Here is a 24,528-nt window from a genome sequence, read left to right as displayed (position 1 = left end):
TCGTATATCCCGGCTCCAATATTGTTGACCCATGCTCTTTTACTAAAGTTTAGCGTCCTAATTCAGACCGAAGTTGGTTAAACTCTAATCCAACACTATTCTTTGGCAGAATCATGTTTAAGACTCAAGAGTTTGCAAAGCTTTGCAGCACAACAAAAGAAACGCTGTTCCATTACGACAAGCTTGGTTTACTCAAGCCCGATCAGGTTTTAAAGAACGGTTATCGAAATTATTCCTACTCCAAGTTAATGGACTTCCATTTCCTTTCTTTTTTAAAAGATTCGGGAGCCTCATTAAAGGAAATTGAGGCACTCTGTCAGACCGGAACCAATAAAAAGAATGGATGTTCTTTGATACAAGCCTCCGAGAAGATAGAAGATCAAATTTCTAAGTTGGAAATAGAAAGAGTTTTTCTGAAAGAACTGGGTGAGTTGGCAGTAGAAGCGGTGGAAGCTCCTCTTGATTCTTTAATGGTTCAGAAAAACTCAAAACAAAGCTTCTTGCTTGTCAAAACAGAACCGCAGGAAATCTCCACGGACGCCGACTACAGTACAGTTCTAGAAAAAACTTTGACTTCTCCTGTACCGGTCCCTGTATTCGGAATCCTTTTGGATTCAAATGCTGCTAAAGAAGGACGCCTTGTAATCTTGGGTCTGCTTTTCTTAAAAGATACGGTTGACTTAAGCACCAAAATAAAAATTAAGAAAGGTCAATTTGCTGTCTGGTACGGCAGAGGAGATTTTGACGCTAAGCGCAATGCGGTCAGCACGGTAATCCAAGAAATTGGTGATTCTGGTTTTGCCGTTGACGGCAACATCTTGTGCTTTAATGTTTTGGACGTGCTCTCCTCTAATAAAAAGGAAGCCTATTTCAAAGTGATGATACCGGTAAGCTAGAAAAAAATGACCTTCGATCCTAAGAAAGAAGTGTTGGCGCGATTAGAAGAGTTAAAAGTGCCTTGTCAGATTCATGACCATCCGCCAATTTTGACGGTGGAAGAAGGAAGAAAGATAGCTGCCAGACTGTCCTCTTTATGCTGCAAATCTCTCCTTGTAAAGAATAAGAAAAAATTCTTTTTGATTGTCTTAGAGAGCAATAAACGTTTTGATTCCAAAGCCGCTGCAAAGCAAATTGGCTGCGGTCATTTGTCGTTTGCCAGTGCAGAAGACTTACGGAACAAATTAAATACTTTCGCTGGTGCCGTCTCGTTGCTGGGACTTCTCTATAACGAAGAAAAAGACGTTCAGTTAATCTTTGACGAAGATGTGCTGAAAGCCGAGTATATCGACTGTCATCCGTGTACCAATGACTGCAGTTTGAAAATGAGCGTGGCAGATATTATTGGTAAGCTCCTTCCGCAGCTTGGTATTGAGTACAAGACCATTCAGATGGCATAAGCGAGTCAGAAGCAATTAAAGCAAAACGCCCGCTAAACGGGCGTTTTGAGTCTAAGTTATAAGAAAATTAGAACTGATGGTTGATACCAACGAAGAATTCAACAGAGTTCTTGCCGAGCAAGTTATCTGGAATACCGTATCCATTGCCTTTACCGACATTGTCTCCTGAGAAGTTGAAGTGCAGAGAGCTATCCGGACCGGCTTCAATGGCATATCCAGCCTTGTCATCATTGAAGACAGCTTCTACGCCGCCGTAAATACGGGTGCGTTTAGACAGAGGATAGGCGTACTTGGTGCCCAAAGACCAAGCATCGGCTTTATCGACGGTCTGATTCTTCAAATAAGATGCAGATACCATCCATTTGCCGCCCCACAAAGGAGTAGATGTTCCTAACTGAGCCATCCAGAAGTTAGCTGAGGCGTCTTCGTTATTTGTGAATTTCTTAGTAAATTGGACAACAGGTTTTGTAACACCGAAGTCATAGCTGGCAGCAAAATTTAAATACTGGTTGTTCCAACTTGCAGGCTGTCCGTTTGGACTGAACTTACGGAATAAGTAGCTGCCCATGATGGAGAAGTTGCCATGATCAAACTTAGCTGCGTAGTTGTAAATATTGCCTTTGCTGTTGGAGTCCTGCGATCCGGCCGCATCCGTATGTTCGCCTAAAGCAACATAGAAGAAATTAGTAAGTCCGAATGGTGTCGGAAGAACATACATCAAGGAGTTGTCTGCACGGACTAAATTGCCGTCTTGACCAGTAACGGCGGCTGAACCCGGGAAGAAGTAAGGAGAGTCGGAAGAACCGAGGCTCAATTCTGTCGGGTCAAACATAGCAAATACTAAGAAGTGAGGAGTGTATTGACGACCGAAGGACAATTGACCGTATTTGCCGCGGACACCGACGTTAGCTTCACGGCTGAATGCTTTCCCGTCATTTCCAAATGTTGCGCTGCCGTTATCAGCTAAGAAAGCGTTATCTAAATTGAAGAAAACTTCTACGCCGTTGCCAAGATCTTCGGTTCCTTTAATGCCCCAGTGGGAAGCGGTGAGACCGCCACTCTTAATAGCTGTCTTCCATTCCCCGCCTGTTGCGTTGACGGCTACGTATTCGTCAACTGCGCCATAGATTTCAACATTGCCGGCAAATGCAGCAGAGCAAATTGCGGAGGAACAAAGTAATGCAAGAGTCTTTAATTTCATTTTTAAACTCCTTGGTTTGAGTAGTCATAGTTCTTATTTTCCACTTTCTTATTTTTCGACTGTGTTAGATGGAAAACAGATAATTCATTGTTCCTCAGCTTGGAGACAAAAACTGTTAAATGGTTAACGCTACTCAGAAGTTTTGAGATTTTCAGGATGGGTCTTTCTTGAGGTACAAGTTGTTCGATAAGAAGATAAGTAACGGCATCAGATCCGCTACTTCTTCCGACTTCTTGCTTACCTTCATCCCAAGGACTCTCTCATAGATAGAAAATTAAGGAATCTTTGCAGAAAAAGTGTTGGGGAATAGAAGATTTTGAAAGAGACATATCCTATTCGGAGGTAACAAGTGATTTTTGGAGAGTTTTGACTTCCTCCAAAGGTAATCCTGTAGCCTGAGCGATGGATTCCAGCGGGACGTTGCCGATTTTAAGGAAATTTTTTGCAATTTCAATGGCTTTTTTTAACGCTTCTCTTTCTGCTATGACCTGTTCGATGCCTTTCATTTCTCTTACTCCTTCCTCAGTTTCTTTGAAAAATTCAACTCGTTCTTTCAATAGTTCGTTTTTCATCTGTCCCGCTTCTTCCGCATTGAAATCGCTCATTAGCACTCCGATAGGATCATTGCCACGGTAAGTTCTATTAACAAAAATGAATCTGGTTTCATCATCAAAGTCCGGACTTCTATCCCAAAAAGTTCTTTTTACCTGATAGGTGGGGAATGCCTTGTTTTTTCGGGCCATATCCCATGGATAAAGGTAACATAGGTATCCGAAAGTTTGGCAAAATCTTCTCCGCTTGTGAGATTATTTGTGTCCAGCAAAGATCAGTGCTATCGAACTCTCCAGAAAAGAGAACTCTGTCTGGCCCTTAACACTTCAAAATTAATTAACTTGCCGTTGCATCTGAAGCGGCAGTATCAAGACATGCATTTCGGTTTTCAACGGTAAGGTACCGTTCCTGAGTGATAATTTCCTGAATCTTTACTTCTGGAATACTGAGTTGCTTGAGAATGCCGTTGATAACGGTTTCGATATACTTTTGATTACCTCGAAAGCAGAGCTCGAAAAAGCTATCATCCACGTGTCGCGCATGTCGGCTGCACTCTAGTGCTTGAAGGATATTAAGCAGCCAGCCTGAGTGCAGCCGGAGTTTTACTCACGGCAAACGGGGTTTTTCCTGAAGGAAAAAAGTAGTGTTAGTCAGTTAACAGAGTTTTTCAGACGCGTGCTTTATATTGGACAGTAGCTTGTTAAAAGCTCACAAATCTAATTAGCCTCATCTCAAGGAGAGCGTCAATGCAAAATGTAGACAGACCTAAAGCTCTAAAGCCATTGATGGAAGCTGCCACGGCCTTAAATAATCCTATTCTTCAGAAAGCAAAAGAAAACGGCAAGAAAGTCGTCGGTTTTTTATATCAGGAAACTCCGCTTGAAATTATTACGGCTGCAGGCGCAGTTCCGTATTTCATTCGCGGAACAGGTTCCGACGGAACGGAATACGCTGATGCATTTTTCCGCAATTTAGCTTGTAATTATGTTCGTCATACTTACAACCAAATCTTGAATGACCAACTCGATTTTCTTGACGGCGCAGTCTTTTATAACAGCTGCGACCATGCTCGCCGTATTTATGACAACTGGCTGACCGTCCCCGGAAATCCTGTTTATCACTTCATCTATATTCCTAAGAAGCGCGGAGATCTCGCTAAGGCCTTCTATAGAGAAGAAATCGAAAAATACATCAAAGCTACCGAAGAAAAGTTCGGCGTCAAGATTACTGACGAGGACCTCAGAAAAGCCATCAAGCTTCATAATGAAACACGCCGCCTTCAGGCCGAACTTTATGAAATGCAAAAAGGCGATGAAGTCTATCTTAAAGGCTCTGAATTAATTGCCGTGATGATGGCCGGCATCTCCATGCCTTTGGAAGACTACAACGAATTGCTTAAGGAGCTTATTGCCGAACTTAAAGCACAAGGACCTCAGTACAAACCTGCTATTCGCCTCCTCTACACAGGCGGTCATGCTGACAGTCAGGAATTCTTTGAAATCTTGGAAAACCAAGGCGGACAAATTGTCGTAGATAACCTCGGCTTCGGCAGCCGTTCTTCCGCAGTCTTGATTGATGAAGAAAAGGCTCCGTTGGACGCCATCATCGATTATTACTTCGATGAAATGCCGGCCGCTACCCGTCAAATGCACACCCAAGATGAAAGACTTGACCGGCTTGGTAAGCTAGTTGAAGATTATAAAGTTGACGGGGTTATTTCCTCACGCATTTACATGTGCGATATGTGGGCTTTTGAGCAGTACCTCATGCGCGGATATTTGGCAGAAAAAGGTATCCCCGGTCTTGAATTAGAAGTCGATTATGTCCCGGATTCCCAAGGACAGATTAGAACTCGTGTTCAGGCCTTTGTTGAAAGTCTGAAATCTCAAAAGAACCTCTAATCCAGGAGAAGAATAATGGCTGATTTATCCCAATTAACCGGTGTCGAAAGAACCAAAGAATACAGAGACAGATTAGAAGGTGTGTTGAAGTTCTTCGAGTCTCTTCCGGAAGAACAAAGAAATCCGGTTCAGATCGCTGTGGTCCAGTTAATGAAAGATCACAACGAAAAAATGATTGACGCTTTCGAAAACAAGAAGCCTTTAATGTGCACTTGGTACGGCAACTGCCAGGAAATCCTCGCGGGTATGGGTGTTGTTTATTACAACCCGGTATTCGATTTGATGTTCCATCTTGGCTTGACTGATTATGCCGATGCTAAAGAATGCGACAAGTTCAATTTGGACGACAAGATGTGCTCCTTGGTTAGATATGCTGTCTATTCCATGGAAAACAGACTTCATCCGCGTCCCGATTGCTTCGTTGCTATGGCTGAACCATGCGATGGACAACTGATGCTTCACCAGGCATTTGCCCGTTCCGAATTCTTGAAGGGCGTTCCTGTCTATACCATCGACCCAAGCTATGGTCATACAGATAAAGACTTCGAATATGTAGCCAAACAGCTCAAAGAAATGATTGGCTTCATCGAGAAGAATACCGGCGCTAAGTATGACTTCGAAAAAGTCAAAGCAGTGGTTGAAGAAACCAACAAACAGTATGAAATTTGGAAAGAAGTCAACGAATACATGAAGGCATCTCCGGCTCCCATGCCGTCCTTTGTAATCGGCGACGTTTTCTGGGCTTTAACTCAGCATTTGCCGGCAGGCGATCCGAGAGCTACCGGTTTGATGGCAGCTGTTCGCGATGTTGCTAAAGCTAACGTCGAAAAAGGCGTGGGCCCGGTCATGAACGAAAAGATCAGATTGTTCTGGCCAGACTTGAATCCGCTTTGGGGAGAAAAACTCGGTAATTGGCTTGCAGAAGAATGGAATGCCGTTGTGGTTAACTCCTTCCAAGGTTTGAGCCCGTATACTCCGGTCGATACTTCTACGGAAGAATCTATGCTCTTCGGTTTGGCCCGCAGAAATGTCGCAGAAGTTCCGATGATTCGTCAGGGAAGAGGCTGGGTTGACGTTGTTGTTGACGATTTGACTCAGGCTATCCAGGACTACAACATTGATGCCGTATTGTTCTCCGGACATATGGGTCATAAAGATCAGGCCGGTATTAACCAGTTCATGAAGAAAGTATGCAAAGACATGAAGGTTCCTCTTCTGACTTTGACTACAAGCTTGTTCGATGAACGTTTTACTCCGATCGAGAAAGTTAAGAACGATATTTCGAACTTCTTGAGTGCCAACGGCTTCGAGAAGAATGCCAAGAAATAACAAAGAAGATATCAAGAAATAAGAAAGGTGCGAAATGCTGTTTATAGGTTGTGACTTAGGCTCGACAACCGGCAAGGTTGTCATTATGGACGAATCTGAAAAGATTCTCGGGAGCTCCATCGTGCGTTCTTCCAGAGGTCCGAAAAAGACGATGGAACACGCTTTAGCAGAAGCCATGCAGAAAGCCGGAATTAATGAAGTCGATCCGGCAACGGGTTTCCCGAAGGATGCCTACGTGGTAGCTACCGGCTACGGCCGAGGATCCGTTGAGAATATCAACGAAGAGATCTCTGAGATTTCCTGTCATGCCCGGGGAGCAACCTATTTGCGGCCGACAACTCGCACCATTATCGATATCGGCGGTCAGGACTGCAAAGTCATTTCTGTTGATGAAACAGGCCGAGTATTGGAATTCCAAATGAATGATAAATGCTCGGCCGGTACCGGCAGATTCTTTGAAGTCATGGGCCGTGTGTTGGATTTAAGTTTGGAAGATTTGGCTGCTGAGGCTTTAAAGTCTGACAAACCTTGTGCTATTTCTAAGCAGTGCAGCGTATTTGCGGAATCGGAAGTTATCTCCTTGGTTAATAATGACGTTCCGCTGCCTGATATCGCTGCCGGTATCCATGAATCGATTGCCCGCCGAATTCACGGCATGGCCTATAAAGTAGGCATCGAGGAAGATGTGGTTTTGACCGGCGGCTGTGCACAGAATAAGGCGCTCCAAAAAGCTTTGGAAAAGAGACTGAAGATGAAGCTCGGCCATATGGACGGCGATCCTCAGCTTGCCGGAGCTTTAGGCGCAGCATTGTTTGCAAAAGAAAAGGCATTAAAGAAGGCATAGCATGGAAAGACTGAATGTTTGGGATTCGCTGCTGGCTCAAGCAAGAAAAGGCGACTGCCAGATTACAAAAGAACAAGAAGCTTCTTTCTCAACACGATCTAACTTTGTGCTGAAAGGAAATACTGCTGTTGATTTGGGCGAGAATCCTGAACAGTCTTTCCTGACCTTTTCTGAGTCACCGTCTGAATTTGACAGCGGAGTCTATTTGGTAGGAAAGGACGTCAATGAGCTGAGCGGAAGTCAGCCTTTGGCACTGCAGCTTAACGTAGTCGGATGCGAGGATAACGATGAGCTTTTGTACCTAATCATTCAAAACCTGAAAAGAGAGCTTCAGGTCAAGGATGTGATGGTCAAAGGCTCTGCAAACAAAATCTGGCTTCGGTTTTCCAAGAAAGCTATCGAAGGCGGCATGGACCTCTTTCAATTAGGATCGGTACTTTTATTCCGGCTGCAAGAGGAATTTACTGAACTGTCATTAATCCAAATTCTTTTTGTAACGGAAACCGGTCCCGTTTTTGATGCGGTACGCATTGCTTCCGAAGAATGGAATAAGCAGCAGGAAGCCTTGAAGGCTGCAGTTTGGGACAAGCGCGGATTCAATTTCAAAGAATGTCATGTACTCGGACATTGCGGGAAGTGCTCGGATAAAAAACTATGCGCCAATGTCCGTAAGGTCGAACGCATTCTTACCCTGAAGAGAAAAGAGAAAGAAAATGAGTGAGCAAAGAGTAATTGCAGTTTGCGGGAAGGGCGGCGTCGGTAAGACGGCATTCACTGCAATGCTGACAAAAGTGTTGATGAACGAAGTTCCGGGAAAACTGTTGGTGGTCGATGCTGATCCGGCTCTCGGTCTCAACTACGCCATTGGCCGAGAAAGTGAAGTCACTATCGGCTCTATCCGTGAAATGGTTCTGGAAAAAGCGGAAAAAGGCACTAAGAAAGATTTAGAAGAACTGGCTGACAGTGTTGAATATCTGACCGCTCAGGCTTTGGATGAAAATGAGAAGTTTTCTTTCTTGGCTATGGGCCGTATGAACACTATCGGGTGCTTCTGCTCCGTTAACGATTTGCTAAAAGGCGCTATCGAAAACATCATGCATTCTTTCGATGTTGTGCTGATTGACGGCGAAGCCGGACTAGAGCAAATCAACCGTCAGGTAATCGAGAAGATTGATACGCTGATACTAGTGACTGATACCTCCTTCAGAGGATTGCAGACCGTACGTCATATCAAAAAAATGGTTGACGAAGGCTTAGTTCCGGCTTGCAAAAACTTAGGCGTCGTTTTTAATCGAGCCCAGTCCGATGTGACAAGCCTTAAAGAGTTTGCGGAGAAAGAACATATCAACGTGATAGGTTCGGTTCCCTACGATAAGCAAGTGGAAGAATTCGATCTTGCGGGCCGTCCTTTACTTGAACTTCCCGATGACAATCAAGCGGTTTTAGCCGTGAAGGATTGCTTGAAGCGTGCGGAAGACGCCGCTAGGTAAAAATCTATCATTCCTTGTTGGGAATCTGTTTATTGAGGCTGGAGACAATCCGGCCTCTTAAATTATCTGCCTCTGTTTTTCTGTTTTCCCACCAGTCAAAGACATCGGAGAAAAGTGCGCCGTGAATAAGCAGGAATTTCCCGTCCTTCTTTACTAGTCCTCGGTTTGCCCATTCACTTAGCTGTAAAGAGACAGAGGTTCGGCTTGAGGAAATAATTTTGCTGAGCATCACGGTATTGAGCTGAACAGGAAGAGGATTCCAGCCGTCGGATTTAATGGGATAGTAGGCCTTGATTAAGGCTTGGAAAAGAGATACCAATCTCATATCTACTTCCATAGTGAAACAAGCAAGAAGCGCTTCAATCTGGCTTTCTTGTTTCTTGACTATGTGGGCAGTGAATATGTCCAAGATTTGGGTATTAGCCGTGATTTCTCGGTGCCAAATTTCGTAAGGCAGGAACAGTGCCTCACCATCTTTAACGACGTAAGCACTGACATTGGCAACTGTGCAGGAGGCGCCGTCGATATCTCCCATACATCTTTTGGGAAGAATTAAGGCAAATACATGTTCCTTATCGTTCCAGTCCCAAAAGCGATAGAAGCACAAACCTTTCAAAAGGTACCCAATTTCTCCGAACGGACCGCCATGGAGGAGTTCTTGGCCTTTTTTGATTTTCCTTTTCTCGCCGTATTTGAAGAAGATTTCCTTTATTTCCGGAGGCTCCTCCGAGTGAATCCACTGTTGTCCGAATACGATTTGGCGCAAATCTACCCCCGACTAAAAAAACACCGTCTGTTGATAACTATATAGCAATTTTCTGCGGTTCCCAAGTGTCTATAGGGTTTGAAGGGAGCAGAATTTTCAGGCTTCGGCTCAAACAGAATTAAGAAAAAGAACCGAGGCGTACGGCTTGTAAGTAGAATGGAAAGAAGAAGAATTTTGGAATGGCAAATGACCGGAAAAGCCTTGAAAGACTTACCGCTTGGAACCTCTGATTTCGCTGCTTTACGAATGTCGGACGAGATCTATGTCGATAAAACTAACCTCGTTTTTGCGTTGGCATCCAAACGAAGGAAGTATTTCCTTATTCGCCCTCGAAGATTCGGAAAGTCCTTGCTAGTTTCAACTTTTGAGTCTCTGTTTAAGCATGGCCTAAGAGATTTTCACGGCTTGGATATCGAGCGGCTCTGGACAGATGACAAAACTTACAATGTAGTTAGGCTGGATTTTTCTGAGGTTAAGCCTCTATTCGGACTACAGAAATTTACGGATGATTTGCGAGATCGTCTGGTTGATAACTTTTCACCATTTGGTTTCGCTTACAAACCTGATAACACCACAATATTTAGCCAGTTGTCTGCGTGGATGAAGACTCAGCCGGTGAATTCTCTGGTCCTGCTAATCGACGAATACGATGCTCCTTTAACATCCTCTTTATTCGATCCGGAGCTTTTTACCTCTGTCAGGAACGTACTATCCGAGTTTTATTCCGTATTGAAGTCCAATGATCAGATTTTGAGGTTCGTCTTTATTACCGGCATTACAAAATTCAATAAAACTAATATTTTTTCCGAGCTTAATAACTTGGATGATATTTCGTTAAGTCCTCGATTCGGAAGCTTGCTTGGCTATACCCGTGGGGAGCTCCAAACATATTTTTCAGGCTATTTGGATCAGGCTTCGGATGCACTTTGCCTCTCACAAGAAAAACTTTTGGAGAAGCTGACTACCCAATATGATGGATTTTGCTTTGAAAGAACCGCCAAAAGCAAAGTTTTTGCGCCTTGGTCCTTGTTGAAATTCTTTTCTGAGCCTGAAAGCGGCTTTTTGGACTACTGGTTCGAAAGCGGTGGCAAGCCGTCCGTATTGTTGAGTTATTTGAAATCCCATGCTCTTCGGAATCCGGAAGAATACTGCCGCGAAAAAACCATTTCGTTGGCCTCTTTGGAAGGATCCTCGGACGTAGAAGGCTTGTCAGATCTTGGTCTTCTGACACAGGCAGGATATCTAACAATTAAGACAATAAAGTATACAGACACGGTTTACCTGGACTATCCCAACCAAGAAGTAAAACGCTCGATGGCTCAGCTGTACCTGGAACAACTTCTTCGCGGCAGAGTTGCAGGTCAGGTTGGAGCGGGACCGATTGTGCGTGTGCTGAAAGAAGAGTCGCCGGAATCCGTCTTCCATATCCTTAATCGATTATTTTTGGCAGTCGACTATCATCGTTATCCGGTTAAGGATGAGGCTTCTTTGCGGGCCTATGTCCAGGTGTACTTGGCCGGTGCCGGCTTAAAGCCAAAAATTGAGAGTCACAATGCCCATGGCAGAAGCGATTTGGAAGTTCAAGCGAGTGATAGGTTGTGGATTTTTGAGTTCAAGGTAGTTAGAGACGAGCATGCCGCAGATGAAGAACTGAAGGAAGCTATAGATCAGGTCAGAGCTCGACACTACGGCGAGCAAGAAAACTATCTAGAACTAAAAAAGATTGTCCTGGTATTCTCCATCAAAGAAAGACAATTTGTCCGCTGGGCGCAAGCATGAGCCGAGAGGAACGATAAGATGAAGGCTTATAGGTAACGTCAGCCTCTCATTTTTAAGCAAAAAACCGCAAAGTTCAGTGCCTTGCGGTTTTTAGTTCGACTATCAAATTCGTTAATCAGGCTACTTCATGTTTTCTGTGGTATGAAGTGCAGCGTGTCTGCCAGAGAAGGCTGCAAATCCAAAGGCGTGTCCAGAAGACCAAGTTGTGTATGTTGGTCCAACCATGTTGGAAACTTCTAATCCTGTGGCATAAAGACCTTTGATTGGTTTGTTATTCTTATCCAGAACTTGATGATTTCTGTTGGTGACAAGGCCGCCGTAAGAGCTGAAATAGTAGGCTTTGAGCTTGATGGCATAGAGCTTCTTGGTGTTAAGCGGACGCATGTAGTTCTTTAACTTGAAGAATTGACCGTCATGCTGTACTTCACAGCCTTTGTTGTAGGCAGAAACCGCGGCGGCAAGATTTGCTTCCGGAACGCCAATTTCTTTTGCCAATTGTTCAACGGAGTCAGCGGCTTTGAAGTTGTCGCTGTCGGCCGCCAAAGCTTCGTCGATATCTTTTTGAAGGTTAGAAAGTTTTTTGCCAACCGGGGCTAATACGCCGATACCGGAATCAATGCCCTTGTCTATCATGTATTTGACTTGAGAGTCATCAAAGATGCTCCAGGCATAATGGCCATGCTGGGCATAAATGGCGTTCGCTGCTTGACTGAAAGAGAAGGCGACGTCTTCGTTGGCGAAACGGTTGCCGTCGGAGTTAACCCAAAGAGCTGACGGCTGCCAAGAAGTTGTGTAGAGGTCGCTTAAGAACTTGATGCCTTTGCCTTCTGTTCCTAAATGGCCAACGAAGGATACCGGCCCCATCTGTGCGCCAGCATTTAAGGCCATCTGAATACCGTCGCCGGTTTTGTTCATGTTGACCGAGGACTTCCAGCCTTCCGGATCTCTATGTGCCCATTCAGCGATTTTCTTAGGATCATCGCCAAAACCGCCGGAGGCTAGGATAACGGCCTTGGCTTGAATGATGTATGTATCGCCTTTCTTATTGGCGGCTTTGGCGCCAATGACGTCTCCTTTGTCATTCTGAATAAGTTCTGTAGCCGGAGTGCTTGTCTTAGTATCAACGCCCAGTTTGTCCGCACTGTCTTTTAACCCTTTGATGAGTCCGGCACCGTGATTTGTTCCTTTGTAGTCGCTGATGACATGCCATGTAGCTTCTTCCCACGGCGTCATTCTGACGACTTCGAATTTGATGCCGTGGTCGGTAAGCCAAGCGATGTTTTCACCGGAGCCTTCTACATAATCTTTGGTTTTTGGTCCGTCAATAACGTAGAAGTGCTTTTCCATCAAGGTTTTGAATGCTTCTTCCTTTGTCAAGGTGTCGCTTCTGAGACGATTTAGTTCGGATTCGACGGCAAAAAGACCTTCAGCGAATTGAGAACTGCCGCCAACCAGAGGATTCTTTTCAAGCAGGATAACTTTCTTTCCTTTTTCGGCACTTTGCACGGCAGCAGTTAAACCTGCGGAACCGGCTCCGACGACAAGCACATCAGTGCTGAGCATATAGTCGGCAGCATTTGCAAAAGCCATGAGACAAGAGGAAACGGCACAGACCAAGATTGTTTTATTCATATTAACTCCTTGTGATTGCGGTGTGTAAGGTAATAGTAGATCCCTTGGCTTTGTGTAAATGTTCAATGTTTAACGCTGATTTTTATCTCCTCTTAGATTGTTCAACGGTTAACGTTAGGTAAGCAGTTCTATTCGGTTCAGGCTTAAAAATATCGTGACAACCACCTGTGATTGCGCACAAAAATGAATAAATTGCAAGAAGAATATTGTGGTGAGAGAGAAGTTGAGAGACTTGCCGCAACGTTTGCTGCTTATATGCAACATATTGAATTTAAAAAATTTCTAAAGTTGACTGTTCATTTTTAACATGTTCTAATGCGCTTGCCTGAGGACGTATTCCTCGTTTTCTATGGTGTTTCAATGACTGAACAATTAAGAAATCGGCTGAGCTGCATGGCTTTTTTCTTTATTGCCGGCGGTACATATTCAGCCATTATGGCGTATATGCCTTCAATCAAGGTGCATACTCAAACAACCAATGCACAAATCGGAACGTCTCTATTTTTCTTCGGAGTCTTTTCTTTGATTTCTTTGCTCATGAGCAAAAAGATTCTGGAAAAATTCGAATCAGCTTTGGTGATCTTCCTCTGCACAGTCTGGATTTCTCTCTGCCTTTGTGCCATTGCCTTTGCATCAAGCCCGGTGCACTTGTATATGTGTTTCGGAGCGATTGGTCTTGGCGTAGGTTTGATCGGTGCTGCCGTCAATATGCAGGGAATTTTGTTTGAAAAGAGACATAATCAACAGGCGCTTAATCTGTTTCATGCCTTGTACAGCGGCGGAAGTCTTGTCCTGTCCATTATTGCTGCTATTGCGGCTTCTGCGGCACTCAAAGCGGAAGTGTTTTTTCCTTGTGTCGCGGGGCTATTTGTTGCGATTGGGATCTTTTCAAAACCGGGTCTTCTCGCTGATCACAAAAAAGTTGAAGACAAGGAAACAAAGCCTGAGTCTGAACGCAAAATTCCGTTCTTTGTGATTGTTTGCGGCCTGTTAACGCTCTTGGCATATTCTTCTGAAGGCTCTGTAGCAGAATGGGGACCTCTTTATATTGTTGAAGAAAAAGATGCTCCTATAGCACTTGGCGCACTGGTTTACGGAGTTTTTTCAGCAATGAGTTTTATAGGGAGATTGTTTGCAGATCCGATCAGAAAAAAGGTTGGCTCTTTCGTACCAATTAGAATAGGGTTGGTGGTTGGCCTTTGTGGAATGCTTACGGTTCTTTTCGCACAATCGGCCTATCTTTGCTTGTTCGGCTATGCGTTGCTGGGAATCGGTTTGGCACCGGTAGTTCCGACGTTATTCAGTTTAGCCGGTTCCATCCCGGGAATCTCTCCTCAGCGGGCCAGTTCTACCGTTGCATTTCTTGCTTACGGGGGTTTGCTTTCCGTCCCTCCGTGCATCGGATATTTGGCACAAATTAGCTCGCTGCACTCCGCGCTTTTCCTGGTGGTAGCTTTTCTGCTTGTTATTTTTGCGGCATCTTTGGTTCTCCGAAGACTTTTTGTGAAGTCTGGAGGCAAAGCGTAATCGAAGGCTCACGCAATCAATCGCATGATTGCAAAAAAACACCGCAGGTGGCTCGAGCCATCTGCGGTTAAGTGCCTAATTCATTAAGGCAATCCCCATTAACTAACTACCCACGAGGCTGGCCTCGATCAAGGAGTTGAATCAAGTTTGATTCAGTAAGTAGAACTATACATTAATTGAGAAACATTATCAATTAACAAACATAAGTATTTACCCTTATTTCAAACTTTTATGTTCGGTTACAGAGTTTTTTCGTCCGGCGCTGTAATCTGAATCGTAGATTGTTCATTAATGATGAAGAATTGATCTTTGAATGAGCCGTGAAAACCGGAAACTATTACTACCAACAAGCAGAAATTAGAAAAATAGAAAAGCATTGCCCACCAATTCCTATATCTTGTTTTTCCAATTTTTGCTCTAAAAGATTCCTGGGACGGCATTTTTTACTCTATTACTACATGTATTCCAAAATTTTAAATCTGGAATTCCCTGGCGCCCAATAGATAGAAGAAGATTTTAGCTGTTTAGTCCTTCAAAAAATTTGCGTCAAAGCGCCAAAGGGTTGTCTATTTTTACTACAAAGAAAACAAAAAATTAGAATCAGTTAAAGTCTTGGAGCGCAGGACTTATATTAGATTTCGGAAGCGATTTCCTTTTAAAAAAATACCGCAGATGGTTTTGTTGCCATCTGCGGTTAAGTGCCTATTCTTTAAGAATGGGCAATCCCCATTAACTAACTACCCACGAGGCTGGCCTCGCTCAAGGAGTCGAATCAAAATTGATTCAGTAGGTAGAACTATACACTAAATGAAAATGATTCTCATTTAATTTATATAGAGATTTACCCTTATTAGAAGATTTGACCTCGAATATTCGAATTCTGAATCAAAGCTCCTAACGGATCATTGTCTGCAGGCTGTTCATCAACACCTAAAGATGGAATCGCATCTTTACGGTTGGTGTAATAGTAGTTGCCGCCTTCCTCAGTGACTCCGGAGGGCGCTTTACGAACAACTTCAGGGTCGTTCTTGACTGCAAACTTCATGTAATCAACCCAAATAGGAAGAGCTAAGCTGGCGCCTTGAGCTCTTCTGCCTAATGTTCTTGGTTGGTCATAGCCCATCCAGACGGCAGCGAGCTGTTCTCCGGCATAGCCGACAAACCAAACGTCATAAGAGTCGTTGCTGGTGCCGGTCTTCCCGCCGATGTCTCTTCTCTTTAATGTTGCTGTTGTTCGCGCTGCTGTTCCGCTGGTGGCAACGCCGTTAAGCATCTTGTGCATGATGTAGGCATTGCGCGGATCAAGTACTTCGGTTCCGGCAAGGCGTTCTGCTTCAACTGTAGACTGCATAAGAATCTTGCCGTTCGGGTCAGTAACCTTGGAGATCAAATACGGTTCGGTTCGTTTGCCGACATTAGCAAAAACCGAGAATCCTTTAACCATTTCCCAAGGTGTGACACTGCCTGCACCAAGAGCCAGAGAAAGGTGAGGCGGATGTTTGTCCGGTTCAAACCCGAATCTCTGAATAAAGTCGACGGCATATCTCGGTGTAATAGCCTGAAGAATTCTGATGGAGACGAGATTAAGAGATTTTCTCAAAGCATCTTTCATCATGACAGGGCCGCTGAACTTACCGGAGAAGTTCTTCGGATTCCATTTCTTAAAGCCCGTTTCTGACGGATCTAAGACAATAGGAGCGTCATTGATAATGGTTTGCGGAGAGAAGCCTTTCTCAATGGCTGCCGAGTAAATAAACGGCTTGAAGGAAGAACCGGGCTGTCTCCAAGCTTGAGTAACGTGGTTGAACTTGTTCAGGTTAAAGTCATAGCCTCCAACCAAGGCTTGAATAGCCCCGGTCGTGTAGTTGGTGGCAATAAATGCGGCTTCAGCTTGAGGCAGCTGTGTGATTTCCCATTCATTGTTCTTGCCTGACTGAATGCGGACAACAGATCCTCTTTCAATCTTCAGGTCCGGTTTTGCTTTAGGCTGAAGAGAATTCTTAACGAAATCAAGGTTCTTGCCTTTAATCGTGATTTGCTTGCCGGAAGAGTTCTGTACGACAACTTCTGACGGAGAGGCTTTTAATACCACGACGGCAGGCATGTCTGCTGCTACTAAAGCTTCCTGCAGAGCATTGTTAATGTTTTGCTGGGCTGTAGCAGGGTTTGATAAGTCAACCTTGTCTTCCGGTCCGCGGTAACCGCGGGAACGGTCATAAGCCTGAACATGGCTTCTCAAAGATTGATAAGCATAATTCTGATCTTCAGAATTGATCGTCGTATAGACGTTTAAGCCGCGGGTGTAAGTTTCCTGCTGGAATACGTCGAACATCAAGGTTCTGACCAACTCTGCAACATATTCAGCATGCAAAGAAGAATTCATCTTGGTCGGCGTCAAAGAAGATTCGGCAAGTCTGGTCAAACGCGTTTGAATCGGAGCATCGACTTCATGCTGATATTGATCCGGCGTGATGTAGCCTAAGTCTCTCATGCGCCCGAGAACGTAGTCTCTTCTGACTTTTGCTCTCTTCGGGCTGGCAAACGGATTGTATACGGACGGAGCAGCCGGAAGGCCTGCCAAAGTTGCGGCTTCTCCGATAGACAGCTGCTGAATATTTTTGCCGTAATACGTACGGCCGGCGGCTGCAAAGCCGTAAGCACGGTTGCCGAGGAAGATCTGATTCATGTAGATCTGAAGAATCTGATCTTTGGTGAGGTTGGCTTCAATCTTGAAAGCCATGGCAACTTCATAAAGTTTTCTGACGTAGCTTCTTTCGCTGGATAAGAAGAAGTTTCTGGCAACCTGCATGGTAATGGTGGAGGCGCCTTGGCTCTTTTTCCCGGAAGCAAAGTTGGCTAATGCTGCGCGGACAAAACCTTTCGGTTCAATACCGGCATGGTGATAAAAGCCGTCATCTTCAGCAGAAATCACAGCTTGCTTTACATGAGCCGGAATCTCATCGATGGTGACGAAGTCTCTTCTTTCTTCGCCGAACTCAGCAATGAGCTTGCCGTCTGCCGTCCAGACTCTCATCGGGACTTTCGGCTTGTAGTCAACTACCGTATCAATTGGCGGCAGCTGAGAGTAAACAAGCGCAAAAACAAACAGGGCCAGTCCGATTCCGGCTAATGCGAGAGCAAGAATCGTAGCGATCGAATACTTAATAAAGGCAAAAAAACTTGAACCCGTCTTTTTGCGGGCGGGAGCTTTTTTCGCAGCAGCTGCTTTGGCAGGAGCTTTCTTTGGCGGAGTCTTTTTAGAAGAGAACACTGCTGAAAATATCTTAAATAGTTAAAGAAAACCAGCAAACATTATAAAATCTAAACCTCCGTATGATTATCAAGACAGCCACAATTACAGGCTTATGCATAACAATTCTGTAAAAGCTTACAAATCTATTTTTCTCATTGGAATGATGGGAGCCGGAAAATCATCATTCGGCAAGTACTGCAGCAAAGAGCTTGGCTATCAGTTCGTGGATTTAGACGAAGAGCTTGAGAACAGAACCGGCGTAAAAATTCCCGAGATTTTTGCAAAAGAGGGAGAAGAGGGTTTCCGCAGGCGCGAAACCGAACTCCTCAGAGAATTTATCGAGAAAGAAGGCTTTGTCGTGGCAACCGGAGGCGGTGTGGTTACGCGGGATGAAAACCGAGAAATCTTAAAAAATGGAAATGTCTGTGTCGTGCATTTAACGGTGTCCCCGAGAATCTGCTTTTTTAGAACACGCAACTCAAACCGTCCTTTGCTCCAAACGGACAATCCGATGCAGACCATCGAAAATTTGATGCGGGATCGAGACCCTCTTTATACCGAGGTCAGAGATTTCTCGTTGGATACGGATAAGCTCAGTTTTAATCAAATGTACAAAGAGTTGCTGAAGGTATTAGGAAAGGAAAAATAAGGATGATTTCAATCGATGTGAGCGTCAGATCAGCTCCGTACAAGATCTACCTGGGAGAAAATAGTCTTCCTCAGCTTGCCCAAGAGCTAAAAAAAATTCATCCTTCTTCAGCTCTTATTGTGACCAATACAACGGTCGGCCCCCTCTATGGAGAAAAGGTACGCAAAATCTGCAGTGAAGAGGTCCGTACCGAGTACCTCGAATTACCCGATGGAGAAGCCTTTAAAAATTGGGATTCGGTTTTTATGGTGCTGACCAAGTTAGCGGAAATGGGCGCTGACAGAAAATCAGTCGTTATCGCTTTAGGCGGCGGAGTTGTCGGAGATCTGGCCGGTTTTGCCGCTTCCATTTATATGAGAGGAATCAAATTTATTCAGGTTCCGACAACCCTTTTGGCTCAGGTAGATTCTTCCGTAGGCGGTAAAACGGGGATGAACATGGCTGCCGGTAAAAATATGATCGGATCTTTCCATCAGCCCTCTGCCGTAATCGCTGACTCTTCCGTTCTGAAAACACTTCCTGCAAGAGAAGTAAGTGCCGGTATCGGCGAAATTATTAAGCACGGTATGCTTGCGGATGCAGATTACTTTGCCGATCTCGAAGCGAATATGGAATCTTTGATGGCGCTGGACTCGGAGAAAACTGCTGAAATTGTTGCCGGTTCCTGCAAGATTAAATCAGCCGTGGTGGCTGAAGACGAAAAAGAAGCGGGAAGGCGCGCTTGTCTGAATCTCGGACATACATTCGGTCACGCCATAGAAAAACTGACCGGCTACGGAACATGGCTCCACGGCGAGGCTGTCGGCTGCGGTCTTATGCTCGCCGCAAACTTAAGTCAAAAACTCGGCAATCTGACAGAAGAAGATGTCGAGCGCGTAAGAAAATTGCTGGAAAGAGCCAACTTGCCTGTTCGAATCGAAGGCCTGTCTGTCGATGAAGCTATTAAAGCGATGAAAGGCGATAAGAAGAGCACGGGCGGCGTCATCCATTTTGTCTTGCTTAATAAGCTCGGTGAGTCATACGTTTCTGAAGTTCCGGAAGAACTGGTTCGGGAAGTTCTCGTTGAAGGAGGATATGTGGCATGATTCATGAAAATCTAGTTTTAGCTCCGTACGCTTGCCATTCTTCGGAATCTAAGGGGCGCGTTTATGCGGAAAATCCAAGTAAAACGCGCACCGAATTTCAGCGTGATCACGACAGAATCATTCATTCGGCCTCTTTCAGAAGACTGGAGTACAAAACCCAGGTCTTTATCAATCATGAAGGGGATTTATTTAGAACTCGTCTTACGCACTCTATCGAAGTTGCACAGATTGCCCGTACCGCAGCTTCAAGACTTGCTTTGAACTGCGATCTGACGGGAGCTATCGCCTTAGCTCATGATTTAGGGCATACACCCTTCGGACACGCCGGTCAAACTGCATTGAATGAATGCATGCGAATGTTCGGAGGCTTTGAACATAATCTTCAGTCCTTGCGGATCGTCGACAAGCTTGAAGAGCAGTATCCTGCTTTTGACGGTCTGAATTTGACTTGGGAAACTCGCGAAGGCATTTTGAAGCACTGCAATATTCTCAATGCTATGCGCTTGGGCGACTTGGGTAAGAGATTCTTAGAAAAAACTCAGCCGAGCTTGGAGGCTCAGCTCGTTAATATCGCCGATGCGATAGCCTATAGTACGCATGATATGGATGACGGGTTGAGATGCGGACTGTTGACGCACAAAGAACTGTTTGAGAACGTTCCGATTTACAGAAAGTTTTTTGAAGAAGTTGAGAAACAATATCCCGGCCTCCCGATCAGAAGAAGCCAGAAAGAAGTTGTCAGACGAGTGATTGGTTACTTAGTCGATGACTTAGTGACTAACAGCTCCGAAAAGATCCAAGGAGAAACCTTGAAGTCCGTGCAGGACGTCAGAAATCTTCAATACCCTCTAATCGCTTTCTCTGATGAGGGAATTGCTCAGATGAAAGTCTTGAAGAGCTATCTGATGCAAGCCCTGTATAAGCATTATCAGGTTCTTCGAGTAATGAATAAGTCTTCTCGAGTCATTCAAAAACTCTTTGAGCAATTTACCTCTTATCCCGAACTGCTTCCTCCAAACTTTTATGAAAAAGCCATTAACGGGGGCGTCCAAAGGACCGTAGCCGATTACATTGCAGGAATGACCGATCGCTACGCTGTTAAGGAATATGAGAGAGTGTTTAATCCTTCCTACGAAGCATCAAATTAAACAAAAAGAAAAGGCTGATTGAAACGGTCAGCCTGATGAAGTTGGTGCCGGATGAAGATTAATCTCCCGCCTTGTCTTTGCCTAAACGAGTCCGTAAAGATGGAGCATCACGGAGCCGCCGATACCCCAGAAAAGAAAGGCACTTATCTTATTAAGGTAGAAAGAGAATTTCGGTCCCATCCATCTGTCGGATGCCATTGCAGCGCTGTAGCTGTAGCCGATATGAACCAACCAGCAGATACCGACAAAGAGCGCGATAAGAATGGTAATTTGCGGCAGGTACGCTTGCTTCGGATCAATAAACTGAGGCATCAATGAAAGCAGAAAAACAATCAACATAGGATTGGTCATCTGCAAAACCGCGGCGCTGGCAAGGATGTTCCAGTTTCTTGTCTTTTGTTCTGCCGGATCCAATGGTGTCCCGAGACGATCTTTGAGAGCAATGGTTGGAGCCTTCCAGCTCTTCCAGCCAAACCAAGCCATGAGGAGACACCCGGCAGTCTGCAGTCCGTAGAAAAGAACAGGACTGTTATTAATCACTGCGCCCATGCCGCTGGCGGCAATGACGGACATGACGGCTACGCCGATGGCATTGCCTGTCGGTGACATAAAGGCATTTTTTACGCCGTAATTGACGGCATTGTGTAGGGTGTATAAAACGCCCGCACCCGGAGTAACGCAGGTGATGAAAACAACAACTAAAAAAAGACCTAATGTGCTGAGGGACATGATTTTTCTTCTCTCCTTGTACGAAAAAAGTGTAGAAAAGAAAATTGCCGTTTCAAGCTTTCAGTGATTAAACTTTCTAAACACAGTGTTCAAACAGACTGACCGCAACCATGGCACATCATTTCGATCACAAAACTATCCGCCAGCTCCTGCTTTTTGCGGTGGTAGCCGAGAATCAAAGCGTAAGAAAAGCAGCGGCTAAGCTGAACTTATCGGTTCCTTCTTTGCTTAACCAACTCAATGAGTTAGAACAAAATCTGAATTTGAAATTTTTACGGCGTTCGCCGAGAGGAGTTTCGCTGACCGAAGAAGGCAAAGCCGCACTTCCTTCTATTGAGCGTTTTATAACGCAGGCCGAGCAGCTCTACTATTCCTTAAATCAAATGCGGGAAGATTCTTGCGGAATTTTGACGGTTGGTGCTAATGCGGAAGCGATGCTCTTCTGGGTACCGGACTTTAAAAAACAGGTCAAGGCAGACTTTCCGAAGATTGAGATTTTTACAAAAGAAGTCGACTCGCGCGATGTAGAAATTGAGGTTTCCGAAGGTTTAATTAGTTTCGGTATCGGTCTTTTTAAGGACTTGGATGATAAGCGGCTGAGGCTGATTCCATTACGCCGGGAGCGGCCGATTATTCTATTGCCCAAGGGGCATCGGCTAACGGCAAACCGAGAAATCTTCCTGAAAGATTTACGAAATGAGGAGTTTGTTTTTCATCGAAGAGAAGTGGCCTCTAAATATTTTGACGAACTCGTTCGCATATGTGAAAACATAGGCGGCTTTACACCTCGAATCTGCCATGAAGTGCAGTCTAGTTCTCGACAGATGGCCTATGTGAGCTGCGGGCAAGGTATTGCCATGTTAGGAGAATCTTTCAAAGACTGGATACCTAAGAATATTGTCGCTAGACCAATCGTTGATGCTCCGGCGCAAATTCAATTGTCGTTGGTCTGGAATCCCTTGATTCCTTCCTCTATTCGTGATCTGGTTCTAAACAAGTTAACTTCAAATCAGTGAGAAACACGGAGAACCTTGGCGGATATATAAGCGGCAAAGATAATCCTACGCGGACGAGCTTCGAAAATTTGTGCACTACCGAGGAACAAATGCACTAGAAAAGTGCTTCTTGGTTGAAGAAAGTTAGCGGATATTTTTGTCCGTTCCTCTGGAAGACTCATGCTGGGCGCGCTTGACCAATACTTGGCATGATTTTTGCATACGGTTGAATAAATTCTTATGTCCGTTTTCTATTCCGCGAGGAGAAGTAAGTGATTAAAACCGCCGATGATGTAGAGGATGCATTTAAAGACGGGAAGATTTTAATTTTCAATGTTCTTTGGTGCAGCTTCTTGAGCCAAAAGCATTGCGTTTCCGTTCCTGGCTCTGTTTTTGATGAAAATAAATGCGAAGACAGCCATGCTTTTGATGGAGCCTTTTTCTGGGGTCGGAAAGGTTCTGAGGCCTGCGGCCCGCTTCGGATGCTAGCATCTAAAGAGCAAGAATGGTTCCTTCAGCAGTTCACAATTTTTTGACAACGGCAGTCGTTTCTTAGAACCAGCATCGGGCTTATCTGGAAGGCCAACGGCACGATGTTGAAAGAATCATGCTTGTTGTAACGCTAGACGAATTTGGGATGTAGTTCTCCCAATCAAAGTCTTCTAAGCCAAACTCTCCGGCGCAGCTTTTAACTTATTTTGTATCCGTAATGCCGGAAGGTTGGATTACAACTTATAGAAATGACCTTATTCAAACTGAACTAATAACCTTAAATCTCACTAAATTATGTCTAATACTTTAAAAGGAGTGCTGCTTGCTTCTTTTGCCGGCTGGTGCTGGGGAAGCATGGCAGTTTGCGCTCAATTCTTATTCGATTCCTGTGGATTTGTTTCTTCTGATTTAACTACGTTGCGATTATTTGGCTCTGGAATCTGCCTTTTACTTCTGTATGCGGCAACCACTAGAAAAAGCATCTTCTCGCCTTTCCGTGACTTGCGGAACCTCAGAGACGTAATTATTTACGGCTTAGGTGTCTTGTTGATTCAATGGACTTTTTTTAAGGCTATTTCCGTTAGTAATGCAGGGATAGCCGCTCTCATGGTCGGTTTTGGTCCGTTGTTCATTATCTTTTATTTTGTGCTGATGAAAGGAAGAAGGCCATCCTTTAAAGAAATACTTTGTTTATTCTTGGCTTTAATTGGAATCTCTCTTCTGGTGACTAAAGGAAATTTTAGAATTTCCGATTTGTCGTGGGGAGGCTGCCTCTGGGGATTGGCCTCAGCAGCTTGCGGTGCCTTTTGTACCGTTCAACCCAAGAAGGCTATTGAAAGAGCAGGAGTTTCGTTTGTTGTCGGCTGGGGAATGCTTATCGGAGGTTTGATTGCAATGTGCTTTACTCCGCTCTTTAATGATAATGTTCAATGGAATATCTCGTCATTCCTAGCTTATGCTCAGATTGTTCTTTTCGGAACGGTTGCCGCTTTCTGGTGTTATCTAAAAAGTACGGAATACGTTCTTCCATCTATTTCAGCAATTCTTGCTTCCTTCGAACCATTCTCGGCGGTTTTGCTTTCCGTTATCTTCTTGAACTCTTCCTTCAATGCTTATGAGTTAATTGGAGGTGCGGCTATTGTCGCGAATATGATTATCCTTTCCTGGCCGAAAAAAACAACAACTTCAAGCCAGACCAATCAATCCGTATCGGCGGAAAAAATATCAACGGCCAATGCACCTGAAAAAGAACTTCTCAGGAAGTCGGAACTATGTTAAGGCAAGCTCTTCTTGGGAGATTCTGTATCAGCTATTGACATCCTCCTCTTCGTGAACGAAGAGGATTCTTACCACCACTACAACAGCCGTAGCCTATTGTTGTAGAAGGTCTCGTTGGGTTCCTGCTGACAACGGCCTTACTGCACCGTTCATTTCACAGGCTAACCGGGCGTGTCCCGCCCTTAATACATTTATCGCTCCCACGACATCGGCATTTTCTTTGTATCCGCATTTGGTACATTCGAAATGTGCTTGCGTTTGTCTGTTTTTTGCCGAAATATATCCGCAATTCGGACAAGTTCTGCTCGTATTTTTCGGAGGAACCAATACCAGCAACCCTCCTCTTTCTTCCAGCTTGTAAGCCAACATTGTCTTGAAAGAATACCATCCTTGGTCAAGAATTGAACGATTTAAACCGCTTTTCTGTCTGACCTTTTTTCCGGGCTGCTCAACTGTACCTGACGCCGATGCAGACATATTC

General features: G+C 44.6%; 23 protein-coding genes. 15 read left to right on the top strand and 8 right to left on the bottom strand.

Going from position 1 to position 24,528, the window contains the following annotated elements; translation table 11 throughout:
* Positions 1-113 precede the first annotated feature (113 nt).
* Together ACYQ4O_RS11225 and ACYQ4O_RS11220 are read left to right on the top strand one after the other, a co-directional pair.
* Entirely contained in the window at positions 114-896 is a 783-nt protein-coding gene (locus ACYQ4O_RS11225) for a MerR family transcriptional regulator (RefSeq protein WP_460175650.1), read from the top strand.
* A gap of 6 nt (positions 897-902) precedes the next feature.
* Complete coding sequence (locus ACYQ4O_RS11220; RefSeq protein WP_460175649.1) at positions 903-1,397, top strand: prolyl-tRNA synthetase associated domain-containing protein; 495 nt, start codon at positions 903-905, stop codon at positions 1,395-1,397.
* Positions 1,398-1,464: 67 nt separating this feature from the next.
* Here ACYQ4O_RS11220 and ACYQ4O_RS11215 read toward each other — a convergent pair whose 3' ends face one another.
* The 3 genes from ACYQ4O_RS11215 to ACYQ4O_RS11205 all read right to left on the bottom strand — a co-directional run bounded on the left by ACYQ4O_RS11215 (position 1,465) and on the right by ACYQ4O_RS11205 (position 3,681).
* Positions 1,465-2,598 carry a porin gene (locus ACYQ4O_RS11215; protein ID WP_460175648.1) on the bottom strand — a complete coding sequence of 378 codons (1,134 nt, stop codon included), beginning with the start codon at positions 2,596-2,598 and terminating at the stop codon, positions 1,465-1,467.
* A 332-nt stretch (positions 2,599-2,930) separates the two neighbouring features.
* On the bottom strand, positions 2,931-3,341 hold the full coding sequence (locus tag ACYQ4O_RS11210) for a hypothetical protein (RefSeq protein WP_460175647.1): 411 nt from the start codon (positions 3,339-3,341) through the stop codon (positions 2,931-2,933).
* A gap of 145 nt (positions 3,342-3,486) precedes the next feature.
* Complete coding sequence (locus ACYQ4O_RS11205) at positions 3,487-3,681, bottom strand: hypothetical protein (RefSeq protein ID WP_460175646.1); 195 nt, start codon at positions 3,679-3,681, stop codon at positions 3,487-3,489.
* Positions 3,682-3,896: 215 nt separating this feature from the next.
* Between ACYQ4O_RS11205 and ACYQ4O_RS11200 the strand changes: the two genes are divergently transcribed.
* The 5 genes from ACYQ4O_RS11200 to ACYQ4O_RS11180 are packed head-to-tail and all read left to right on the top strand — an operon-like array spanning position 3,897 to position 8,714.
* Positions 3,897-5,051 carry a 2-hydroxyacyl-CoA dehydratase subunit D gene (locus ACYQ4O_RS11200; RefSeq protein WP_308513918.1) on the top strand — a complete coding sequence of 385 codons (1,155 nt, stop codon included), beginning with the start codon at positions 3,897-3,899 and terminating at the stop codon, positions 5,049-5,051.
* 15 nt (positions 5,052-5,066) lie between these two features.
* Positions 5,067-6,380, top strand: a complete 1,314-nt coding sequence (locus tag ACYQ4O_RS11195) for a 2-hydroxyacyl-CoA dehydratase family protein (RefSeq protein WP_066595435.1) — start codon at positions 5,067-5,069, stop codon at positions 6,378-6,380.
* Between the two features lie 34 nt (positions 6,381-6,414).
* Positions 6,415-7,224 (top strand): acyl-CoA dehydratase activase, encoded by an 810-nt coding sequence (locus ACYQ4O_RS11190; RefSeq protein ID WP_308513919.1) that lies wholly within the window; start codon positions 6,415-6,417, stop codon positions 7,222-7,224.
* 1 nt (position 7,225) lies between these two features.
* Positions 7,226-7,945, top strand: coding sequence for a hypothetical protein (locus tag ACYQ4O_RS11185; protein ID WP_460175645.1), 720 nt, complete (start codon positions 7,226-7,228; stop codon positions 7,943-7,945).
* Positions 7,938-8,714: an ATP-binding protein gene (locus ACYQ4O_RS11180; RefSeq protein ID WP_460175644.1), complete on the top strand. Its 777-nt coding sequence runs from the start codon at positions 7,938-7,940 to the stop codon at positions 8,712-8,714. The genes ACYQ4O_RS11185 and ACYQ4O_RS11180 overlap by 8 nt, the downstream gene beginning before the upstream one ends.
* Before the next feature lie 7 nt (positions 8,715-8,721).
* Here the strand turns inward: ACYQ4O_RS11180 and ACYQ4O_RS11175 are convergent, their stop codons facing one another.
* A complete protein-coding gene (locus ACYQ4O_RS11175; RefSeq protein ID WP_460175643.1) occupies positions 8,722-9,480 on the bottom strand; it encodes a Crp/Fnr family transcriptional regulator in 759 nt (252 codons plus the stop codon).
* Positions 9,481-9,666: 186 nt separating this feature from the next.
* Here ACYQ4O_RS11175 and ACYQ4O_RS11170 point away from each other — a divergent pair, with 186 nt between their 5' ends.
* Complete coding sequence (locus ACYQ4O_RS11170; RefSeq protein ID WP_460175642.1) at positions 9,667-11,259, top strand: AAA family ATPase; 1,593 nt, start codon at positions 9,667-9,669, stop codon at positions 11,257-11,259.
* Between the two features lie 120 nt (positions 11,260-11,379).
* Here the strand turns inward: ACYQ4O_RS11170 and ACYQ4O_RS11165 are convergent, their stop codons facing one another.
* A complete protein-coding gene (locus ACYQ4O_RS11165; protein ID WP_460175641.1) occupies positions 11,380-12,891 on the bottom strand; it encodes an FAD-dependent oxidoreductase in 1,512 nt (503 codons plus the stop codon).
* A gap of 360 nt (positions 12,892-13,251) precedes the next feature.
* On the opposite strand from ACYQ4O_RS11165, the gene ACYQ4O_RS11160 reads away from it, so the two are divergent.
* Complete coding sequence (locus ACYQ4O_RS11160) at positions 13,252-14,418, top strand: MFS transporter (RefSeq protein ID WP_460175640.1); 1,167 nt, start codon at positions 13,252-13,254, stop codon at positions 14,416-14,418.
* Between the two features lie 850 nt (positions 14,419-15,268).
* Here the strand turns inward: ACYQ4O_RS11160 and ACYQ4O_RS11155 are convergent.
* The gene (locus ACYQ4O_RS11155; protein WP_460175639.1) at positions 15,269-17,689 is read right to left on the bottom strand and encodes a penicillin-binding protein 1A; all 2,421 of its coding nucleotides are present in this window, start codon (positions 17,687-17,689) and stop codon (positions 15,269-15,271) included.
* A gap of 94 nt (positions 17,690-17,783) precedes the next feature.
* On the opposite strand from ACYQ4O_RS11155, the gene ACYQ4O_RS11150 reads away from it, so the two are divergent.
* From ACYQ4O_RS11150 to ACYQ4O_RS11140, 3 genes are read left to right on the top strand one after another with little or no spacing between them, the layout of a single operon-like run.
* Entirely contained in the window at positions 17,784-18,320 is a 537-nt protein-coding gene (locus ACYQ4O_RS11150) for a shikimate kinase (RefSeq protein WP_460175638.1), read from the top strand.
* A gap of 2 nt (positions 18,321-18,322) precedes the next feature.
* Positions 18,323-19,405 carry a 3-dehydroquinate synthase gene (gene aroB / locus ACYQ4O_RS11145; protein WP_308513833.1) on the top strand — a complete coding sequence of 361 codons (1,083 nt, stop codon included), beginning with the start codon at positions 18,323-18,325 and terminating at the stop codon, positions 19,403-19,405.
* Positions 19,402-20,553 carry a deoxyguanosinetriphosphate triphosphohydrolase gene (locus tag ACYQ4O_RS11140; RefSeq protein WP_308513832.1) on the top strand — a complete coding sequence of 384 codons (1,152 nt, stop codon included), beginning with the start codon at positions 19,402-19,404 and terminating at the stop codon, positions 20,551-20,553. The genes aroB and ACYQ4O_RS11140 overlap by 4 nt, the downstream gene beginning before the upstream one ends.
* An 81-nt stretch (positions 20,554-20,634) precedes the next feature.
* Here the strand turns inward: ACYQ4O_RS11140 and ACYQ4O_RS11135 are convergent, their stop codons facing one another.
* A complete protein-coding gene (locus tag ACYQ4O_RS11135; protein ID WP_308513831.1) occupies positions 20,635-21,282 on the bottom strand; it encodes a LysE family translocator in 648 nt (215 codons plus the stop codon).
* 110 nt (positions 21,283-21,392) lie between these two features.
* Here ACYQ4O_RS11135 and ACYQ4O_RS11130 point away from each other — a divergent pair, with 110 nt between their 5' ends.
* From ACYQ4O_RS11130 to ACYQ4O_RS11120, 3 genes are all read left to right on the top strand, one after another.
* On the top strand, positions 21,393-22,298 hold the full coding sequence (locus ACYQ4O_RS11130) for a LysR family transcriptional regulator (protein WP_308513830.1): 906 nt from the start codon (positions 21,393-21,395) through the stop codon (positions 22,296-22,298).
* A 251-nt stretch (positions 22,299-22,549) separates the two neighbouring features.
* Positions 22,550-22,813, top strand: coding sequence for a hypothetical protein (locus ACYQ4O_RS11125; protein WP_460175637.1), 264 nt, complete (start codon positions 22,550-22,552; stop codon positions 22,811-22,813).
* Positions 22,814-23,063: 250 nt separating this feature from the next.
* Positions 23,064-24,047 (top strand): DMT family transporter, encoded by a 984-nt coding sequence (locus ACYQ4O_RS11120; protein ID WP_460175636.1) that lies wholly within the window; start codon positions 23,064-23,066, stop codon positions 24,045-24,047.
* Between the two features lie 93 nt (positions 24,048-24,140).
* On the opposite strand, the gene ACYQ4O_RS11115 is transcribed toward ACYQ4O_RS11120, so the two are convergent.
* On the bottom strand, positions 24,141-24,528 hold a 388-nt coding region (locus ACYQ4O_RS11115; protein WP_460175635.1), incomplete at its 5' end, for an RNA-guided endonuclease InsQ/TnpB family protein.

This window comes from Turicimonas sp. TL08 (assembly GCF_054660695.1).
The sequence above is the reverse complement of the archived record's forward strand: the minus strand, read 5'-3'. Positions and strand labels throughout refer to the sequence as shown.

What these genes read in the sequence shown, in the direction of transcription:
- ACYQ4O_RS11200 (WP_308513918.1), top strand. Translation starts at nt 3,897, where the DNA reads ATGCAAAATGTAGACAGACCTAAAGCTCTAAAGCCATTGATGGAAGCT.
- ACYQ4O_RS11140 (WP_308513832.1), top strand. Translation starts at nt 19,402, where the DNA reads ATGATTCATGAAAATCTAGTTTTAGCTCCGTACGCTTGCCATTCTTCG.
- ACYQ4O_RS11195 (WP_066595435.1), top strand. Translation starts at nt 5,067, where the DNA reads ATGGCTGATTTATCCCAATTAACCGGTGTCGAAAGAACCAAAGAATAC.
- ACYQ4O_RS11185 (WP_460175645.1), top strand. Translation starts at nt 7,226, where the DNA reads ATGGAAAGACTGAATGTTTGGGATTCGCTGCTGGCTCAAGCAAGAAAA.
- ACYQ4O_RS11150 (WP_460175638.1), top strand. Translation starts at nt 17,784, where the DNA reads ATGCATAACAATTCTGTAAAAGCTTACAAATCTATTTTTCTCATTGGA.
- ACYQ4O_RS11215 (WP_460175648.1), bottom strand. Translation starts at nt 2,598, where the DNA reads ATGAAATTAAAGACTCTTGCATTACTTTGTTCCTCCGCAATTTGCTCT.
- aroB (WP_308513833.1), top strand. Translation starts at nt 18,323, where the DNA reads ATGATTTCAATCGATGTGAGCGTCAGATCAGCTCCGTACAAGATCTAC.
- ACYQ4O_RS11120 (WP_460175636.1), top strand. Translation starts at nt 23,064, where the DNA reads ATGTCTAATACTTTAAAAGGAGTGCTGCTTGCTTCTTTTGCCGGCTGG.
- ACYQ4O_RS11220 (WP_460175649.1), top strand. Translation starts at nt 903, where the DNA reads ATGACCTTCGATCCTAAGAAAGAAGTGTTGGCGCGATTAGAAGAGTTA.
- ACYQ4O_RS11135 (WP_308513831.1), bottom strand. Translation starts at nt 21,282, where the DNA reads ATGTCCCTCAGCACATTAGGTCTTTTTTTAGTTGTTGTTTTCATCACC.
- ACYQ4O_RS11160 (WP_460175640.1), top strand. Translation starts at nt 13,252, where the DNA reads ATGACTGAACAATTAAGAAATCGGCTGAGCTGCATGGCTTTTTTCTTT.
- ACYQ4O_RS11165 (WP_460175641.1), bottom strand. Translation starts at nt 12,891, where the DNA reads ATGAATAAAACAATCTTGGTCTGTGCCGTTTCCTCTTGTCTCATGGCT.
- ACYQ4O_RS11170 (WP_460175642.1), top strand. Translation starts at nt 9,667, where the DNA reads ATGACCGGAAAAGCCTTGAAAGACTTACCGCTTGGAACCTCTGATTTC.
- ACYQ4O_RS11210 (WP_460175647.1), bottom strand. Translation starts at nt 3,341, where the DNA reads ATGGCCCGAAAAAACAAGGCATTCCCCACCTATCAGGTAAAAAGAACT.
- ACYQ4O_RS11190 (WP_308513919.1), top strand. Translation starts at nt 6,415, where the DNA reads ATGCTGTTTATAGGTTGTGACTTAGGCTCGACAACCGGCAAGGTTGTC.
- ACYQ4O_RS11225 (WP_460175650.1), top strand. Translation starts at nt 114, where the DNA reads ATGTTTAAGACTCAAGAGTTTGCAAAGCTTTGCAGCACAACAAAAGAA.
- ACYQ4O_RS11130 (WP_308513830.1), top strand. Translation starts at nt 21,393, where the DNA reads ATGGCACATCATTTCGATCACAAAACTATCCGCCAGCTCCTGCTTTTT.
- ACYQ4O_RS11180 (WP_460175644.1), top strand. Translation starts at nt 7,938, where the DNA reads ATGAGTGAGCAAAGAGTAATTGCAGTTTGCGGGAAGGGCGGCGTCGGT.